The organism is Myxococcales bacterium (genome assembly GCA_016720545.1).
Taxonomy (GTDB): domain Bacteria; phylum Myxococcota_A; class Polyangia; order Polyangiales; family Polyangiaceae; genus JAAFHV01.
Genome location: JADKKK010000008.1, coordinates 42,601 through 59,894, shown reverse-complemented (window position 1 = coordinate 59,894; position 17,294 = coordinate 42,601). Strand labels below are relative to the sequence as shown.

14 protein-coding genes are annotated in these 17,294 nt (G+C 73.7%); 8 read left to right on the top strand and 6 right to left on the bottom strand.

Annotated elements, in window-relative coordinates; all coding sequences use genetic code 11:
* Positions 1–170 precede the first annotated feature (170 nt).
* The 3 genes from IPQ09_17210 to IPQ09_17200 are packed head-to-tail and all read left to right on the top strand — an operon-like array spanning position 171 to position 3,458.
* Positions 171–1,007: an SDR family NAD(P)-dependent oxidoreductase gene (locus IPQ09_17210; protein ID MBL0195926.1), complete on the top strand. Its 837-nt coding sequence runs from the start codon at positions 171–173 to the stop codon at positions 1,005–1,007.
* A gap of 2 nt (positions 1,008–1,009) precedes the next feature.
* Positions 1,010–1,615 (top strand): CoA pyrophosphatase, encoded by a 606-nt coding sequence (locus IPQ09_17205; GenBank protein ID MBL0195925.1) that lies wholly within the window; start codon positions 1,010–1,012, stop codon positions 1,613–1,615.
* A 58-nt stretch (positions 1,616–1,673) separates the two neighbouring features.
* Positions 1,674–3,458: an acetate/propionate family kinase gene (locus IPQ09_17200; GenBank protein MBL0195924.1), complete on the top strand. Its 1,785-nt coding sequence runs from the start codon at positions 1,674–1,676 to the stop codon at positions 3,456–3,458.
* Between the two features lie 252 nt (positions 3,459–3,710).
* On the opposite strand, the gene IPQ09_17195 is transcribed toward IPQ09_17200, so the two are convergent.
* Complete coding sequence (locus IPQ09_17195) at positions 3,711–4,355, bottom strand: hypothetical protein (protein MBL0195923.1); 645 nt, start codon at positions 4,353–4,355, stop codon at positions 3,711–3,713.
* Between the two features lie 105 nt (positions 4,356–4,460).
* On the bottom strand, positions 4,461–5,339 hold the full coding sequence (locus IPQ09_17190) for an MBL fold metallo-hydrolase (protein ID MBL0195922.1): 879 nt from the start codon (positions 5,337–5,339) through the stop codon (positions 4,461–4,463).
* A 166-nt stretch (positions 5,340–5,505) separates the two neighbouring features.
* Here IPQ09_17190 and IPQ09_17185 point away from each other — a divergent pair, with 166 nt between their 5' ends.
* The 3 genes from IPQ09_17185 to IPQ09_17175 all read left to right on the top strand — a co-directional run bounded on the left by IPQ09_17185 (position 5,506) and on the right by IPQ09_17175 (position 8,374).
* Positions 5,506–6,009 carry a YdcF family protein gene (locus IPQ09_17185; GenBank protein ID MBL0195921.1) on the top strand — a complete coding sequence of 168 codons (504 nt, stop codon included), beginning with the start codon at positions 5,506–5,508 and terminating at the stop codon, positions 6,007–6,009.
* Between the two features lie 101 nt (positions 6,010–6,110).
* A complete protein-coding gene (locus IPQ09_17180; GenBank protein MBL0195920.1) occupies positions 6,111–7,697 on the top strand; it encodes a hypothetical protein in 1,587 nt (528 codons plus the stop codon).
* An 11-nt stretch (positions 7,698–7,708) separates the two neighbouring features.
* Positions 7,709–8,374: a peptidylprolyl isomerase gene (locus IPQ09_17175; protein ID MBL0195919.1), complete on the top strand. Its 666-nt coding sequence runs from the start codon at positions 7,709–7,711 to the stop codon at positions 8,372–8,374.
* A gap of 22 nt (positions 8,375–8,396) precedes the next feature.
* Here the strand turns inward: IPQ09_17175 and IPQ09_17170 are convergent, their stop codons facing one another.
* Both IPQ09_17170 and IPQ09_17165 read right to left on the bottom strand, forming a co-directional pair.
* Positions 8,397–9,896, bottom strand: coding sequence for an FHA domain-containing protein (locus tag IPQ09_17170; GenBank protein ID MBL0195918.1), 1,500 nt, complete (start codon positions 9,894–9,896; stop codon positions 8,397–8,399).
* 7 nt (positions 9,897–9,903) lie between these two features.
* The gene (locus IPQ09_17165; GenBank protein MBL0195917.1) at positions 9,904–12,864 is read right to left on the bottom strand and encodes a DUF11 domain-containing protein; all 2,961 of its coding nucleotides are present in this window, start codon (positions 12,862–12,864) and stop codon (positions 9,904–9,906) included.
* Positions 12,865–13,027: 163 nt separating this feature from the next.
* On the opposite strand from IPQ09_17165, the gene IPQ09_17160 reads away from it, so the two are divergent.
* Positions 13,028–13,681 (top strand): hypothetical protein, encoded by a 654-nt coding sequence (locus IPQ09_17160; GenBank protein ID MBL0195916.1) that lies wholly within the window; start codon positions 13,028–13,030, stop codon positions 13,679–13,681.
* A gap of 104 nt (positions 13,682–13,785) precedes the next feature.
* On the opposite strand, the gene IPQ09_17155 is transcribed toward IPQ09_17160, so the two are convergent.
* Positions 13,786–15,663 (bottom strand): hypothetical protein, encoded by a 1,878-nt coding sequence (locus IPQ09_17155; protein ID MBL0195915.1) that lies wholly within the window; start codon positions 15,661–15,663, stop codon positions 13,786–13,788.
* Between the two features lie 223 nt (positions 15,664–15,886).
* Positions 15,887–16,129 carry a CPXCG motif-containing cysteine-rich protein gene (locus IPQ09_17150; protein MBL0195914.1) on the bottom strand — a complete coding sequence of 81 codons (243 nt, stop codon included), beginning with the start codon at positions 16,127–16,129 and terminating at the stop codon, positions 15,887–15,889.
* Positions 16,130–16,439: 310 nt separating this feature from the next.
* Between IPQ09_17150 and IPQ09_17145 the strand changes: the two genes are divergently transcribed.
* Complete coding sequence (locus tag IPQ09_17145) at positions 16,440–17,273, top strand: kinase/pyrophosphorylase (GenBank protein ID MBL0195913.1); 834 nt, start codon at positions 16,440–16,442, stop codon at positions 17,271–17,273.
* Positions 17,274–17,294 lie beyond the last annotated feature (21 nt).

Below are 17,294 nucleotides of genomic sequence, written 5' to 3'. Positions count from 1 at the left end.
GGCGCGTGTCCGGCTGGGCGTGTCTCGGCGCGGCGAGCGCGGCGGACGCGGCGGATCCGAGGGCGGGGTCGAGGAGGCCATCGCTTGATGCGGGTTCTACTACGCGGGCGCCGGCGGGCACGAACACTTCGGGAGCGCGCGCCCCGGGCGAGGCTGGGGTACGCTGCGGCATGCTCGACGATCTCAGGGGCCGAACGGCGCTCATCACCGGCGCGTCCCGTGGCATTGGCGTCACCCTGGCGAAGCGGCTCGCGACCGAGGGGATGCACCTCGTGCTCTCCGCCCGCGACGAGGCGAAGCTCGAGGGGGTCCGGGCCGAGTGCGAGGCGCTCGGCGCGCGGGTCGTCGTGGTGGCGTGCGACGTGCAGTCGGCGACCGACCGCGCGCGCCTGCTCGAGCGCGCCGGCGAGGTCGACGCGCTCGTCAACAACGCCGGCGTCGAGGTCACCGTGCGGGTCACGGACCAGACCGACGACGACGTGCGCGGCCAGATCGAGACGAACCTCGTCGCCCCCATCGAGCTGACCCGCCGGGTGCTGCCGGGCATGCTCGCGCGAGGTCGCGGGGCGATCGCGATGATCTCCTCGATGTCGGGGAAGTCGGCCACGCCCTACAACTCCATTTACGCGGCCACCAAGTTCGGGCTGAACGGCTTCACGTCATCGCTCACGATGGAGCTCGAGGGTACGGGCGTGCACGCGGGCGTGGTGTGCCCGAGCTTCATCTCGGGTTCGGGCATGTGGGCCAGCACCGGCGTGCGGGCGCCCGCGATGCTGCGTGAGGTGTCGCCCGAGCAGGTCGCCGCCGGACTCGTGGCGGTGCTGCGCGGGTCGAGCGAAGAGCTCGTCACGCCGGGCCCCATCCGGCCGCTCCTCGCGTTCCGCGAGCTCGCGCCCTCGCTCGCGTCGAGCATCATGAAGAGGATGGGCATCCTCGAGGTCCTCGAGCAGCGCGCGGCCGTGGCCGGTCGCGAGCGCGAGGCGCACGAACCAGGGGCCCGGCGCTGACGATGGAGAGCCTCGAGACGATCGTCGCGATGCTCGCCGCGCGCCTCGAGCGACACGATCACGTCGACCCCGCGGACCCCGCGCCGCGGGCCGCCGTGGCGGCCATTCTTCGGCAGGAGCCGACCGGGACCGAGGTGCTGTTCATCGAGCGGGCCGAGCACCCGCGCGATCCGTGGTCGGGGCACGTGGCGTTCCCCGGCGGCCGCAGAGACCCCACCGACGCCTCCTTGCTCGCGACGGTGGTGCGTGAGACCCGCGAAGAGCTGGGGCTCGAGCTCGGGCGCGCGGAGCTCGTCGCCCGGCTGCCCGACGTCCCCGCGCCTCGCACGAGCCGCACGAGGCCGAGCCTCGTGGTGACGCCGTTCGTGTTCGCGCTGCGCGAAGCCGCCGAGCTCACGCCGAGCGCGGCCGAGGTGGCCGACACGCTCTGGGTGCCGCTCGACGCGTTCGTGCGCGGTCACGGCAAGGGCACCTTCCGCTTCACGTGGGAGGGCCGCGAGCACGAGGTGCCTTGCTTCCGCCTCGCCCCCCGCGACCGGGTGCTCTGGGGCATGACCTACCGCATGCTCGGCACCCTCTTCGAGGCCCTCGACTCCCCCATCGACTGAGCGCCCTCGCGTGCGCGAAGCGCGCCGACTCGGCCGCGAGACGGGGTACAAGATCGGCATGACGATCCTGGTCCTGAACGCCGGCTCCTCCTCCCTCAAGGCGCGCCTCCTCGACCCCTCCACCGGGGAGAGCCTGCACGACGCGAAGATCGAGCGCGTCGGTGAGGGCGGCACCACGCACGAGTCGGCGGTCGCCGCGGTCCTGGCGGCGGCGCTCGAGCGCGCGAAGGACAAACCCCTCACAGCCGTCGCGCACCGCGTGGTGCACGGGGGCCTCGACCTCACGAGCGCCACGCTCATCGACGACGCCGTCGAGCGCACGATCGAGGCGTGCGTGCCCCTCGCGCCGCTCCACAACCCCGCGAACCTCGCAGGCATCCGGGCGGCGCGGCGCGCGCTCCCCGCGCTGCCGCACGTCGCAGTGTTCGACACCGCGTTCCACGCGCGGATGCCGCGGCGTGCGCACACCTACGCGATCGATCCGGAGCTCGCCGCGCGCCATGGCATCCGCCGCTTCGGCTTCCACGGCACATCGCACGCCTACGTCGCCGAGCTCGCCGCCGCGCATCTGAAGCGTCCTCTGAACGAGCTGCGCCTCGTGACGCTGCACCTCGGCAACGGCGCGAGCGCGTGCGCCGTCGAGCTCGGCCACTCGACCGAGACGAGCATGGGCATGACCCCGCTCGAGGGCCTCGTCATGGGCACGCGCTGCGGCGATCTCGACCCCGGCGCGATCCTGGCGCTCCTCGCGGCCGGGTGGGACCACGGGCGCCTCGAGCGCTGCCTGAACCGCGAGAGCGGGCTCGCGGGACTGTCTGGAATATCGAATGATCTTAGGGACATCGAGCGCCTTGCGGACGCGGGAAACGACCGCTGCCGCCTCGCGATCACCGTGTTCTCGCACCGCGTGCGCAAGTACGTAGGCGCCTACGCGGCGTCGATGGGTGGGCTCGACGCGGTCGTGCTCACGGGGGGCATTGGCGAGAACAGCGCGAGCATGCGCCAGCGCATCCTTCAGCGGTTCGAGTTTCTGGGGCTCGTGCTCGACGAGGACCGGAACGCCGAGGCGCGGCCCACCTCTGCCGCGCCCACCGCGCTCATCACCGCCGCCAACTCGCGGGTCGCCGCGCTCGCCGTGAAGACCGACGAGGAGCTCTCAATGGCGCGGCAGGCCGCCCAGCTCCTTCGCGCTCTCGTGGAGCGCGCGCCGGCCCCGCCCATCCCCATCGCCGTGAGCGCCCGGCACCTCCACCTCGACGCCGCGACCTTCGCCGAGCTCTTCGGCGCCGACGCCACGCCCACCAAGAAGCGCGACATCTCGCAGCCTGGGCAGTACGCCTGCGAGGAGACCGTGAACCTTCACGGGCCTCGCGGGCGCATCGACGCCGTGCGGCTGCTCGGGCCGCTCCGCTCGCGAAACCAGATCGAGATCTCACGCACCGACGAGTTCAAGCTCGGCGTCGACGCGCCGATCCGCGACTCCGGCAAGACCGAGGGCTCCGCCCAGATCACCGTCGAGGGACCGAAGGGGAAGGTCACGCTCGCCGAGGGTCTCATCTGCGCGAAGCGCCACATCCACATGTCGCCGGCCGACGCTGAGCTCCGCGGAGTGGCCGACGGCGACGAGGTGGAGGTCGAGGTCACCGGCGGTCCGCGGCGGCTCACGTTCGGAGACGTGCTCGTGCGCGTGAGCCCGAAGTTCGTGCTCGAGATGCACATCGACACCGACGAGGCGAACGCCGCCGAGATCGACCCCGGCGCGCGCGGCGAGCTCGTCTACGCGGCCGCAGGGGAGGTCCACGGCACCATGCGGCCACGCCACGTGAAGCGCCCCGAGGGCTGAGCGCCGGGCACGGTGAACGGGCGCGTTCGACGGCCTTCGGGGGGCGCTGCGAGTCCACGCAGGCGACCTCCCGATGCCCTGCCGCTGCCCTCGCCCAGCCTCGCGGGTCGCGCGACGAGGCCCGCGTCGACCACCCGTGATTGCCAATCAGGGAACGCGCCCGGCGCAGCCGATGTCGGAGCGCGGATACGCGCCCGATGAGCCCTGGGCGCCAGCTCAGCGCGAGGTCGTGCAGCGCAAGCGGCGCCGCGCTCAGGGGGCGCAGGTGTTGTTGATGCAGCGGCGCGAAGCGCAGTCGCGCGGCAAGGTGCACGCGCTGCCTACCTCGCACGCCTTGCAGGTGTTCTTGCACTCCGCCGGGCGCGGAGTGTCCGTGCACGGACCGCCGCAGTCGTTTCCCGTCTCCCTTCCGTCCTGTACGCCGTTCGTGCAGTCGGGGATCCCGCAGACGGTCGCGTCGCACGAGAGGCTCGTGCAGTCGGATGCGGCCTGGCACTTCTTGCCGTTGGCACACGGCCCGCACGCCTGCCCGCAGTCGACGTCGGACTCGCCGGGGTCGAGACGGCCGTTCTTGCAGAGCACGGGGGCACACACCTTCGCCTCGCACTGACCCGACTGGCAGTCGTCCCCATTGGTGCACGCCTTGCCCGTCGCGCAGGTGGAGCCGCCGCCAGCCGCGCAAGAGCCGCCGCAGTCGAGGTCGGACTCGTCGCCGTTCTTCCGGCCGTCCGTGCACGTGGGCGGGTCGACGCAGACGCCGGCCTCACACGCCCCGGAGGCGCAGTCTCCTCCCTGGGTGCAGGGCGGGAGCGGGGTGTCTCCGGTGCACGCGAGGACGAGGCCGACGGGGAGACACCAAAGCGAGGCGATGCAACATACGTCTCCGTAGGATATCACGAGGTCGCTCAGCGTGGCTGCGGCGCTGTCAGCGCGGCGCCGTAGGCCTGGTGAGCTCCCGCTCTCGCTCGGAGAACGCGACGGGGACCCGTCCCCCGTGTGCACCTATCCCGGGGGCTCGGGCTCCCGCGCCAGGTCGCGCGCCAGGTCGATGGTGAGCCCTTCGTACGCCGCGTGGGCGGCCGCGAAGAGCTCGCGCGCGCGGCGCTCCTTCTCGCGCACGTCGGCGTCGCTCTGGGCCGGATCGTGGTGAAACAGGAGGAGCCGCTTGGCTCCCGCCACCCGCGCGAGCTCGGTCGCTGCGACGAACGTGCTGTGGCCCCAGCCGACCTTCGAGCCCCCATGGCCGACCGTCCCGGCGTACTCCTCGGGGGTGTATTGCGCGTCGCACACGAGGACGTCGACCCCGCCTGCGAGGCGGACGAGGTCGGCGTCGATGCTCGCGTCGGGCTCGGTGTCGGTCGCGTACATCACGCTCGCGCCGCCGTGATCGACGCGGAACGCCCACACCCCGTCCGGGTGGTTGCCGCGGGTCGCGCGCACCTCCACGTGGCCGCCGGCGCCGTCGTCGAGCATGACCACCCGGTCGTCTGCGATCTCGACGAACCGCATGGTCGCGTCGAGGTCCTCCAGGTGAACGGGGAAGTGCGGGCGGTGCATCTGACCGGCCAGGGTCTCCTCCAGGGTGCGGCTCACGTGGCTGCCGCCGTAGAGGGTGATGGTGTTGCCCGCGATGAAGGCCGGCTCGAAGAACGGAAACCCTTGAATGTGGTCCCAGTGGACGTGGCTGAAGAACAGGTGGGCGTCGATCGGCCCCTCGTGGACGAGCTTCCGGCCCAGCATGCGAAGGCCCGTCCCGGCGTCAAAAATGAGCAGGGCGCGGCCCGCGCGGACCTCGAGGCAGCTCGTGTTTCCACCGAACGCGAGCGTGTCGGCACCAGGGACGGGAACGCTGCCTCGAACGCCCCAGAACGTCACTAACATTCGCGGCTCCAGCTTCGCCACCCTTCGCGACCGTCGAGGCGACACGGGCGGCTCCACAAATAGGGCCACCGCGTCGGCCTCGTCAATGTCGGAAGCGCCTGGGGGACCGCCATCGGCCGTCGGGGGAACGGTTGCTTGGCGCTCGGAATCCCCACACAATCGCCCCGTGGGCACGTCCGTCTCCGCCTCCTCGCCGTCGCCGGCGACCGCCTTTGTCGTGCTCGGCTGCAGGCCCGAGACCCCGGTCCTCGCGGGCGCTGCGCTCCGGCGGGTGGAGGCGTGCGCGCGGGCGTTCCTCGCGAGCGCCGGGCTCGACGATTTCGTCGTGTGCGCGGGCGGCCGTGCGTGGAGCGAGCGGGTCGAGGCCGACGCCTTCGCGGAGGAGCTCGTGGCGCGCGGAATCCCTCGCGCGCGCGTCGTCCGCGAGCGCTGCTCCATGACCACCGGTGAGAACGCGCGCTTCGTGGCCGGGCTGCTCGCCCGTCGCGGCATCACGCGCGTCCGGCTCGTCACGTGCGCGTGGCACATGCCCCGCGCCGCAGGACATTTCTGGCGCCAGGGCCTGACGGTCGTCGAGGAGCCCGCGGCCGCGCCCGGCGGAGCGCTGCTCCGGGCGGCGCGCGACGCCCGCGAGCGCGCGGCCGTGTGGCTCGACGGGCGGCTCGCATGACCCGTCACCAGGTCGGTCGCGGGCGCCGCAGACGCTCACACACGGGCGCGCGGCTGGTGGGGACCGCCTACGGCGTCCGGGCTCTCCCGCGCGGTCGCGCCTTGGCGCTCGTCGTGGCGCTCGGGCTCGCCGGCTGCAGCCGTGGGGCGCCCCCCGAGCCGGCTGAAGCGGGCGCGGCGCGCGCGGCCACTCCAGCGCTCGACACCGCCGTCTTCGTGGTCGCCGCCGACCTCCGCGACAGCGCGCGCGTGCCGGCCTCCGCGCTCGCGAGCCGCAGCGACGCCGAGCGTCGGCTCGCCGCGCGCAGCTACGCGCGCATCGCGGACGAGGGCGCGGAGGCCGAGCTCGTGAAGCTCCTCGCCGACGCCGACCCCGAGGTCGTGAGCTGGGCCGCCTACGGCCTTGGCTACACGTGCAAGGGCCACGAGGACGCTCACGTGAAGGCTCTCGTCGCGCGCGCGGCGTCGCTCGAGGCGGCAGGGGCCGCGTCGAGCTCGGCGGGGCTCTCGCCGCGGGGCGTGTTCGCGCCTCCGATCGCCCTCGCGCGCGCGGTGGGGCGGTGCGCGACGCCCCTCGCCGAGGACGCGCTGGTCTCGTGGCTCAGCGCCAGAAGTGTGTATAGTACACCTGCAGCGCTCGGCCTTGGAGACCTCGCGGTCCGGCGCAAGTCTCTGCGCCCGGCGACGGTCGCGGCGCTGGTTGCGGCGGCGCCCCTCCCCGGGATGGACGTCGTGTTTCATCCGCTCTCACGCGTGACCCACGGCCCGAAGGAGGCCCCGGCTGTGCTGACCGCTGCGCGCGCCGCGCTCGCGAGGCCGTCCGACGAGCGGGTGCTCGTCGTGAAGACGCTCGCGAAGCTCGGGCCGGCGGGCGCGAGCGAGCTCGGCGCGGTGGCCTCGGCCACCACCCGCTACACCGCCGCGGAGCGCGCGGAGGCGGCTCGCGGCCTCGCGCGGCTCGACGACGCGGGACAGGGCGCGGCGGCGGCCGCGCTGCTGAACCTCGTGCCCGATCAAGATGCGGCGTTCATCGCCAGCCTGCGCGGGCCACAGATAGGCGTGCTGCTCGCGCTCATCGACGCGCTCGGGGAGGTCTCACCCGCCCGGGCCCATCCGGTGCTCAGCGCGCTGATGCGGCTCGAGCGCCCAGCGGGGTCGAAGAGCGATCCGCTGTTGTCGAGGCGCATCGACGAGCTGCGCTGCGCCTCCGCGCTCACCCTCGCGCTCGCGGGCTACGACGTCTCCGGCCTCGTCAGGTGTGCCGAGCCGGGATCGTTCGTCCAGCAGCGGGCCACCCTGAAAGGGCCGTGCTGCGGCGCCCCCTCCACGGCGGGCGCAAGGTGGCGTTCATGGCCCTGGCGCGCTCACCGCACCTCCGTGTGCGCGAGGCCGCCATCGAGGCCCTCGGCACGCACCCGGAGGTCGGCGACGCGGGGCGTGAGCTGCTCGGCGAAGCGCTCGCCAGCGACAAGGCCGGTCTCGTCGCCACCGCCGCCGACGTCGTGGTCGCGCACCCCGAGCGCACCATGGTCCTCGCCGCGCGCGAGCGTCACGCGGCGCTCGATCCCCGCGCCCCACCTCCCAGCGCGACTCCGGCGAAGGAGCTGGATCCCGCGCTCGCCAAGGCGATCGAGGGCGCACTCGCGCGGGCTTGGCCTGCCGATCGCTTCGAGACGCGCCTCTCACTGATGGAGGCCGCCGTGGCCGTCGGCCACCCTCTCGCGGCGAAGGTCGCGACCGAGGCGTGCGCGTCGCCGAACGTGACCATGCGCGAGCGTGCGGAGAAGGCGCTCCGCTCGCTCGGGCAAGCACGGGCATGCCCCGGGCGGCCGGGCGCGTCGGCCGGTGATGCGGGCGTCGCGGGCGCCACCGTGAGCGCCGTGAGATCGGCCGCCGGCGCCGCCGGTGAGGCCGGTGAGGCTGGCGGGCACGTGGCCGTAGCCGCCGAGGGGGTCACCGTGACCCTGGTGTTCGAAGCGGGCGAGATCGTCCTGCGCCTCGAGCCGGAGCTCTCTCCGGTGACGGTGGCGCATGTCGCCGCCCTCGCGCGGGCCGGGTTCTACAAGGGCATCGTGGCCCACCGCGTCGTGCCAGGCTTCGTCCTGCAGTTCGGCGATCCCGACGGAGACGGCTACGGCGGCGCCGGTGTGCCGCTGCGCTGCGAGACCTCCCCAGCGCCGTTCGCCGCGCTTGACGTCGGCATGGCGCTGGCGGGACGAGACACGGGCTCGAGCCAGCTCTTCATCACGCTGTCGCGAACGCCGCACCTCGACGGCGAGTACACGAGGATTGGGCGCGCGGCGGGCGCGGTGGACGGTGTCGCGGAGGGCGACGTCGTGATCGACGCGCGCGTGTCGGGGCCGTGACGCGCTCGGGGGGACGGCGCGTTCATCCGGCCGCCGGGGGCTCGCTCGCGGCGCCGTCGACCACGCGCAGCTCGCGCGAGTGCATGAGGCGGTACCCCGCCGCGGTGCGCTCGACGTGCCCCGCCAGGCCTACGCGCCGCAAGGTGGCGAGCGCGAGGTACACGCGGGAAGCCGCGGCGACCGGATCTGGGCTCGGGGTCGACCAGCCAAGGTCGAACAGCTCCTGCACGGGCACGGACTCCCACGGCGTCGTCTCGGCGTTGGCGACCAGGCGCTCGAGCGCGCTGCGCAGCGCCCGCCGACCCCGCAGGTGCGCGCGCTCGCGGCCCGCCTGGACGAAGGTGCCGTCGCGCGCCACGAGGACCGCTCGACGCGGCGGCATCGACTCCGCCTCGTCGGCGGCCGCGCGTCGGGAGTCGCGGAGCTCCTGGCCCACGGCGACCAGCCCGACGCCGGCGTCCAGTTGCGTGTAGAGTCCACGTATTTCGCCGGGGAAGTCTGCGCGGCCCATGGCGTGGGCAAGTAGCGACTGCTCGAACGACGCGGGGTCGACGGCCGCCGGCGCGCCGCGCACGAGCTCGGAGACGAACGCCCGCGGCAGGTCAGGCGCGCTCGCCCCGAACGGCTCGAAGAAATGCCGCACGAGCCACGGGATCTCCTCGCGGCGCGCCTCCAGGCCGGGCACCTCGAGCGCGAACGCCCCCGCCACCACGCGCGAGAGGCCTTCGTGCTCCGTGACGAGGTCGATGGGAGAAGTGCGCGAGCACATCACCACGCGCACTCCGCGCTCGCGAGACAGGCCGCACACCGCGGGGAGCCTCTGCAGCTCGTCCGGGGCGGTCGAATCGAGCGACTCGAGCACCAGCGTGGACGCCTCGTTGAAGCGCCCCTCGCCGGCGACGAGCTCGGCGAGGAGGCCCGCGAGCTCACCGGGCCGGTCGCAGTAGGCGAACACGGGCGCGCCGCGCCGCTGGCGCTGCGACGCTCGGTGGAGCTCCAGGGCGGCCGCGGTCTTCCCGGCGCCGGCCGGTCCGTACACGAAGACGTGCTGCTGGCCGGCCGCAGCCCGATCCAGGGCCTCGAGGTGCGCGGCCGTCGCCGCGGAGCGCACGATCAGGCCCTTCCGTGGGGTGGCCTCCGCCGGCGCCGCTGCGGGGTCGACGAGGAGCGCCAGCTCCCCGAGCTCGAGCACGTCTCCCGGGCAGAGCGCGGCTGAGATCGACCGGTCGATGCGCTCGCCGTTCACGAAGGTGCCGTTCGCGCTGCCCAGATCGTGGGCCACGAGACCGCTTTCGTCGGCCACGAGCCGCGCGTGCGCGCGCGAGAGCGTGCGGTCGTCGCACGCGTCGGTGGGGCCTCCCCCGTGGCGCCCGAGCACGACCGAGCCGTTCACCTCCAGCCGCTGGCCGAGCGTCTCGCCGGTCGGGCTGTGGATCACGAGCAGCGCGTGCCGGTGACCGGGCCGCGGGGGCGGCGCGGACGAGGGGCGCTGCGCGGACGTGGGCTCGTCGGCTTGGTCCATCTCGCGGTCAGCTTCGCTTGCGACGCGACGCGAGCAGCATCACCCCGAGGGCGAGAGATGCGAGCGCGCCCGCCGAAGAGGTGCTGGCGTGCGAGGTGTCGCAGGTGCACCCGCCGCCCTCGAGCGCCACACCGTCGGGCTCGGGCTCGGGGGTGGCGCGAGGCGGCGGCGCGGACGGCGCGGGCGGGGGGGCCGCGTCGACGGGGGCTGGGGCCGCGTCGGCGGCGTCCGGCGGGCCGGCGTCGCGCGGGGCCTCCCCGCACGAGCCGATGGCCTCCGTCGTGGACGTGCAGATCAGCGCCCCGGCGCAGCGGTTCCCACCGCGGCCGCGGCACCCCGCTCGGCAGAGCGAGGTGCCGTCGTCGCAGACGCGGCCGCTCGTCTCGGCGCCGCAGTCGGCGTCGCTCTTGCACTCGCCGCACCGCCCGTCGGCCGCGCAGATGGCGCTCCGGCACACGACAGCCTTCGTGCACGGCTCGCCCTTCGGCAGGCCGCAGCGCTGATCCGGCTGGAAGCACACTGCGCTCCGGCACACCGCGTCGGCGGCGGGCGGACCGCAGAGCTCTCCATTGGGGAGGCCGCAGCGATCGTCGGGTTCGAAGCACGCAGCGGAGACGCACGCACGCCGGCCGTTCTGCGGCGTGCAGTCGCCCGAGATCGGCGCGACGTTCGGCAGTGGCTGGTCGTTCGGGGTCTTCGGCGTGCACGTACCCGCGGCGCACCACTCGGCCGAGGTGCAGTCGGCGTCGGTCGTGCAGACCGCGCCGCACGCGCCGGTGGTGAGGTTGCAGATCCCGCCCGGCCGCCCGACGCAGTCGGCGTTGCTCGTGCACTTCGCGCAGGCACCCGCCGCGGTGCAATAGGGCTGGTTCGTCGTCGGGCAGGGGCGCGCGCCGACCGCCCCGAAGTCGACCGTGCAGGTCGCGCAGGCGTTGCCGGCGCACACCGGCTTCGCGCCCGGGCACTGTGTGTAGGATGCACATTCCACGCAGCGCCCCGCGTCGGCGCCGCCGACGAGGCACACGGGGAGCGCGGGGGTGGGGCACGCGCGGCTCGCGCCGGCGCCGTAGTCGACGAGGCAGCCAGCGCAGGTCCCGGCCACCGTATTGCAGGTCGGCGCGGCCGGCGTGTTGCACCGGGTCACGTTCACCTGCGTGCACTCGGTGCACTTGCCCGTCGCCGGGCCCGCGGTGTTGCAGGCGGGCCTCGTCGCGTCGATGCAGGCCTGCGACGCGCCGGAGCCGAGCTCGCCGTTGCACACCTCGCACGCGTACGGATGAACGCGGCCGCAGCGCGTGCCGGGGCAGTCGGCGTCGACGGCGCACGTGTCGACGGGCACGGGGGTGGGCTCGGGGAAGCCGCCGTCGCCCGAGTCGGTCGCCCACGTGTCGCGCGGCGAGCCGCGCCCGCCGGCGGCCGAGACCGACCCCTGGTTCACGAGGATGGTGCCGCCCGCGCCGGCGCCGATCGTGGCGCGAAAGCGGATCCGCGTCTCGGCGCCCGCGGCGAGGGTGCCGCCGCGCGTGCCGTCGGCGCCCACGCCGAGGTAGGCCGTGAGAGTGCGGGTCGCGTCGTCGAAGTCGATCGAATCGAGGTCTTTTCGGTCAGTCTTCACGCCCAGGTTCGGGCCGCTCACCACCTCGCTGGACCCTGGCACGTAGGTAAAGCCGGCAGGCACGACGTCGGTGAGCACGACGCCGACCGCGTCGTCGTTTCCGCTGTTGGTCACCGAGAGGGTGAACTCGATCGTGTCGCCCACGAAGATCGCGCCGCCCGGCCTCGCCAAGATCGGCCGCGCGGTCTTCACCGAGGTCGTGAGGTCCGGGGCGAGCGTGGAGACCGACGTGACGAGCGCGCCGATGGCGTACTTGTCGTTCGTCGAGGTCGCGGTGATCGTGGCCGCGTCGTCGCCCGCGCGTACGAGCGACGTGATGTCGACGATGTCGAGATCGTACCCGCTCATGCTGCGCGCGGTGCCGGTCTGCTGGGGCAGGTCACCCGCGAGGCTCACGGGCAGGCCGAACACGGAGCGGGTGCCGTTGAAGAAGTTCGTCGTCGGGTTCAGGGCGTTCCCGAGCAGGGTGGGCAGCGGGGCGCTGCGCGCCTTGAAAGCGAGGGAGTCGCCGAGCCCGCCGTCGTCTCCCTCGTAAGCCACGACGCCGAGCTTCGCGTCAAAGCCCATCGTGGGCACCAGGAACCCCGAGATGTTCACCTGCGCCGACCCCCCGAGCTCCACGAAGTCGAGGCCGTCGAACAGGGTGACGTTGCGGACGGGGTCGGCGGGGCGGTCGTAGACGACGACCAGCGTCCACGCCGCGAAGGCGTCGTTGATGGTCTGGTCGACGACGGGCTGCGAGTCGAACCCCGCCACGCGGTACGCGCCGGTGCCGAACTGGCGCACCACGGACGTGACGTTCGCTGTATTCTGATAATACACGTTTCCGCCGGCCGCCACCGTCAGCGAGTCCTGTGCGGTCACCGTCGCCACGAACGCGCCGGGCCGCTCCAGCGTCACGGTGGGGCGCGGCGGGCCGGCCACGAGCGTCGCCGCCCAATAGAGCTGGGCGTGCACCACGTTCGCGCCCGCCGGGAGCTGCGCGCCCACGCGTGCGCCGGTGCCGAGCACGGCGGTGCTTCGCGCGTTCGCCAGAGTGATCGCGGTGGACGCGAGCGCCTGCCCGGCGGCGGGCTCGTCCGCGCGCCAGAAGACGTCGTACGCCGAGTCGGTGGTGTTCGTCCCGCACGCCCCCACCGTGCCCACGACCGGCGCGGGCGCGGCCTGCGCGCCCGTGCGGCACTCCTGGCCTAGGGTGTTGCCGATCATCACGAAGTCGCCGTGCAGGTTGAACTGCCGGCGCAGCCGTGGCGCGGCCTCGGCGGGGGTCGCAGCGAGGCCGAGCCCGGCCAGCGACAGCGCGCAGCAGAGACCGGCGAGGTGGCGCGTTCGCCCGCGCGTTCCGAACTTCATGGCTGACACGTCTCCGCGTGGGTTCGTGGGGGACCTGAGGTCGACACGACCCGCGTCCTTACTGGCTTTTTTAGCCGGCGCGACACGTAGTGCAAGTCGCGCAGCGAAGCAACGCGCCCGCGAGGTAGCACGCATTGGTGCTTCCGTGCTACGCTCGCCCGGGATGTGGATGACACTCACCGCCTGCGCCTTGGGGCTCGCCGCCGGCGTCCGGCACGCGTTCGAGCCGGATCACCTCGCGGCGGTCTCCACGCTCGTCACGGGGGCGCGCCCTGGGCGGGCCGCGCTGCGCTTCGCGGCGGCTTGGGGGGCGGGGCACGGCGCCGTCTTGCTCGCCGTGGGGGGGCTCCTCTTCGCGCTGCGCGCCGAGATGCCCAGCCGCGTGGCCGACGGCTTGGAGCTCCTCGTCGCCTTCATGCTCGTGGTCCTCGGAGTGCGGGGGATTCGCCGCGCGCGCGCCGAGCCCCTCTCGCATGAGCCGGCGATCGAGCCGCCTGCGCCCGCCGCGTCGGTCACGGCGCTGCCGTTCCTCGTGGGCACCCTCCACGGGCTCGCCGGCAGCGGCGGGCTCACGGCCGTCGTGGCGGCCGAACAGCCCTCGCTCGCCCGCGGCCTCCTCACGATGGGCCTCTACGGCATCGGCGCGGCCGTGGGCATGGTCGCCCTCGCGGGCGTGGCGACCCTCCCGCTGCGCCGCCAGAAGGCCACCGGCGCGCGCGTGCTTGCCGTCTTGGGCACCCTCGCGAGCGGAGTGTCGGTCGTCGTAGGGCTCGCGTGGGGCGCGCCCGTGCTGCACCGCATGCTCGGCTGGGCCTGAGCCTGCGAGCGAGCCGACGACGACGTCCCGTGCAATACGGGGCGCGAGGCTCCGCGAGGCGCGAGGCTCCGCGACGAATCAGCGGACGCGCCGCTAGCTGGCGCTCAGAGCGCTCCGTTCAGCAGATCGCCGAGGCCCTGCATGGCGGGCGCCGCCGGCGACTCCGCCGCCGCGGGGGCAGGGGGCGCAGGTAGGGCCTTCGGCCCCTCGTCGGGCGTCGGGGCCGCCGGCGCCGCGGCCGGTGTGGCCCCACGCGGCGCGGGCGGCGCGGGTCTGGGCGCGGCCTTACGAGGCGCGGCGGCCGGTGCCGGTGTGGCGCGCGCGGCCGCCGCGGTCGGCGTAGCCGCTGCCGTGGCGGGAGCCGCGGTGGCGGCGGCGGGAGCGGCGGTCGCGATGGGAGCAGCGGTCGTGACAGGAACGGCGGTCGTGACAGGAACGGCGGTCGCGACAGGAGTGGGCGTCGTGACCGTCGGGGCAGGCGCCATCGCGACCGTTGCGACTGGCGTGGCGGGCGCGGCGGGCGCGGCGGGCGTGGCAGGCGCGGGCTCCCGCAGGAGGAAGAAGAATCCCCCGGCGAGCGCGGCGACCAGCGCGGCCAAGAACAAGAGTGGAGCGGTCCAGCCTGTGCGCTCACGGCCCCGGTGTCGCGACACGTCGGAGCTGGTCGAGACCTGCCCGGACTCGGAGCCGGGGGCGCCCGGGAACCCGAAGCGGGGCGAGAACGTGTTCGCCGAGGAGCTCGGAAGCACCGGGAGGGAGGAGCCCACGGTCGGGTAGGCGCGCGGGGACTCGACCCGCGGAACGAAGGCGCCCGGAGGTGGGAACGTTGGCGGCGGGAAGCCCTGCTGCGGCTGGGCGGGCGCCGGTACGGGGGCCAAATAGGGCTGCGCGCCGATGGGCGCGGTCCGCGCGGCGCCCTCGGCGCCGACGAGCCGCGTGGCCGGGCTCACGGGTGCGAAGCCGGGGGTCGCCTGCGCGGGCGGCGCGTGGGGCGCCGAGCCGCTCATGTCGGGGTGGAGCGAGATGTCGTCGGAGAAGCTGATGTCGCTGAAATCGCGAGGGACGACCTGGACGTCGGCCGAGTCGGCGAAGCGAATGAGCGGCGGGAGCCGGGGCTCGGCGGCAGGGGCGAGCTCCCGCCCCGTGAGGTTCCACACCGGGCCGTCGGCCGAGTCGGAGCTCTCCGCGGGGTGCGCGCCCGAGGTCTCGAGCGCCACCAGGCGCGCGGCGGGCGACTCGGAGGGGTACGCCTCGCGCCCCCAGTCCTCGTTGCGCGCGAAGGTCTGGAGCCCCGGGTCCGAGGTCTCCGTGGTGCCGACGCGGCCGGGCCGCACATCGACGGCCGCTCGCGCAGGGAAGCGCGCGTGTTGGCCCAGGTCCGTGACGGTCTCGGGCTCGGGCGCGACCGCCGGATCGAACGAGTCGGGGATCAGCTCCAGCACGGGCGCGCGCTGCGCGAACGCGTCGCCGAGCACGGGGGTGCTCCCGGTCGGGAGGATCTGGAGGGTGATGCTAGGCGCCGAAGGGAAGGAGGGCAGGGGGCCGGAGGAGGGGGGGCCTCCGCCGGGTGCGGTGGGGCTGTCCTCGTCGGTGACGCTCGGGAGAAATCCGGCGTCGCGCAGCAACCGCCGCCGGTCCAGCTGCTGCGTGGTCGCGTCGAGCCGCGCGCCCGTCCGACGCCGCCGGTTGAACGTGAGCACCGACTTCACCTCGGTGATGCCAGGCACGCTGATGTCGCCGTCTTCGGCGGGCGGGCGCGGGGCCGGCGCGGGCTCCTCACGGACCTGCGTCTCATCCAGCCAGTCGGGATCCGGCGTCGCGTTCAGCAGGGGCAGGTTGGCTGCCGACATCGCGAGCCGCGCCGGCGGCGGATCGCTCCGCCGCGGCGGCGGAGCGACCGGCGGCAGGGTGGGCGCCTTGCGCAGACGTATCTCCGGTCGCCGGGCCGGCGGCACGTCGGAGGGGGCGACGGAAGGGAGCATGTCCTCTTCAGGCCGTGCACGAACCGTGCGCGCGGGGCTCTCAGGGATCTTCTTCAAAATACCGCTCGCGGCCGGCGCTGCTGGGACTCCGGAGATCCATGGGGTGGGCGCAAGGGGGTCCATGTGCGCGCGCAGCGACGCGAGCGACTGGCGCGCGCGTCGCGTCCCGCCCGCGGCCTGGTGGCGCCGAGCAGGGAGAACGACCGCCGCGCGCGGCGGGGGCTCACCCGTCGGCTCGCTCGAGCCATAGGGACGGGTCGCCCCGCTCGTTCGTGTCGAGGTGCACCACCGAGGGCCGGCAGCACACGATGCAGTCCTCCACGTAGCTCTGTCGCTGTCCCCCCGAGACGTCCACCGACACCTCGGTGGTCTCGCCGCAGAAGGGGCACGACGCGGTCAGCGTGCTCGGCCACAGCGCCGCGTTGCGCGCGCGGTTTCGTCGGGAGGAGGGCGGCTTCTTGTCCATGAGTTCTCCGTTCAGATCGGGCACCCCGAGAGCGGCGGGCGGCGTGAGGCCGCGTCGCCGTAGAGCCAGCTGAAGGAAGTCGAAGAAAGGACGCGGGCACGAGCGGAGGAAGGGGAGGAGCGGAGCTGCGACTGCGCGAGTCGCGCCGGCTTCAAGCATTCGAGCCCCTCGGTCCACATTCAAGTAAAAAGCGCCGTCTCGCCGCGTCATTCACGCCGACGGAGGTCGCCCACGTCGCGTTGCCGCTCCGAGCAACCCCGGGCTTCCTGTAACGGGCAAGACTCGGTACCCTGCAACGCGAGGTTCTATCTTGGACGCGAAGCGCATCGACGTGCTCTCGGACTCGACGGGCGAGACGGCCGAAAAGGTCGTCCGGGCCGCGATGCTCCAGTTTCCCCACTCCGGAGCGCAGATCCGCATCCACACGCGAATCCGCACCCCCGACGCGGCCCGACCCATCCTGGAGCGGGCCGCCCAAGAGGGCGCGCTCGTGGTCTTCACGGTCGTGAGCCCTGAGCTCCGCGAGTTCATCCACGCGGCGAGCTACGAGCTGCGCGTCGAGGCGCTCGACCTCATCGGCTCGCTCATCGGCAAGCTCCAAGTTTACCTCGATCGTCAGCCGATCAACACGCCGCGCGGAATGCTCCCGCTCTCCGACGAGTACTTCCGCCGCATCGAGGCGGTCGAGTTCACCGTGAAGAGCGACGACGGCAAGGAGCCCCGCAACTTCAAGAAGGCCGATCTCGTGCTCGTCGGCGTGAGCCGCACCTCGAAGACGCCGCTCTCCACGCTGCTGGCGCAGAAGGGCCTCAAGGTCGCGAACCTCCCGCTGGTCCTCGGCGTCGAACCCCCGCCCGAGCTCGACGAGAGCAAGCAGGACCGCATCGTCGGCCTCACGATCGGGCTCGAGCCGCTCGTCGAGATCCGCAAGGCCCGCCTGCGGCAGCTCGGGATGAGCGTCGACGCGAGCTATGGCCTGAAAGAGCAGGTCAAAGAAGAGCTCGAGTACGCCCAGAAGGTGTTCGCGAAGCACCCCTCGTGGCCGGTCGTCGACGTCACGGGGCGCGCCATCGAAGAGACCGCGGTCATCATCCTCGAGGCCCTCAACGACCCGAACCGCTCGGCGCGAAACCAGCTCGTGTAGCGCCGCGCCGGCCCGCAACGT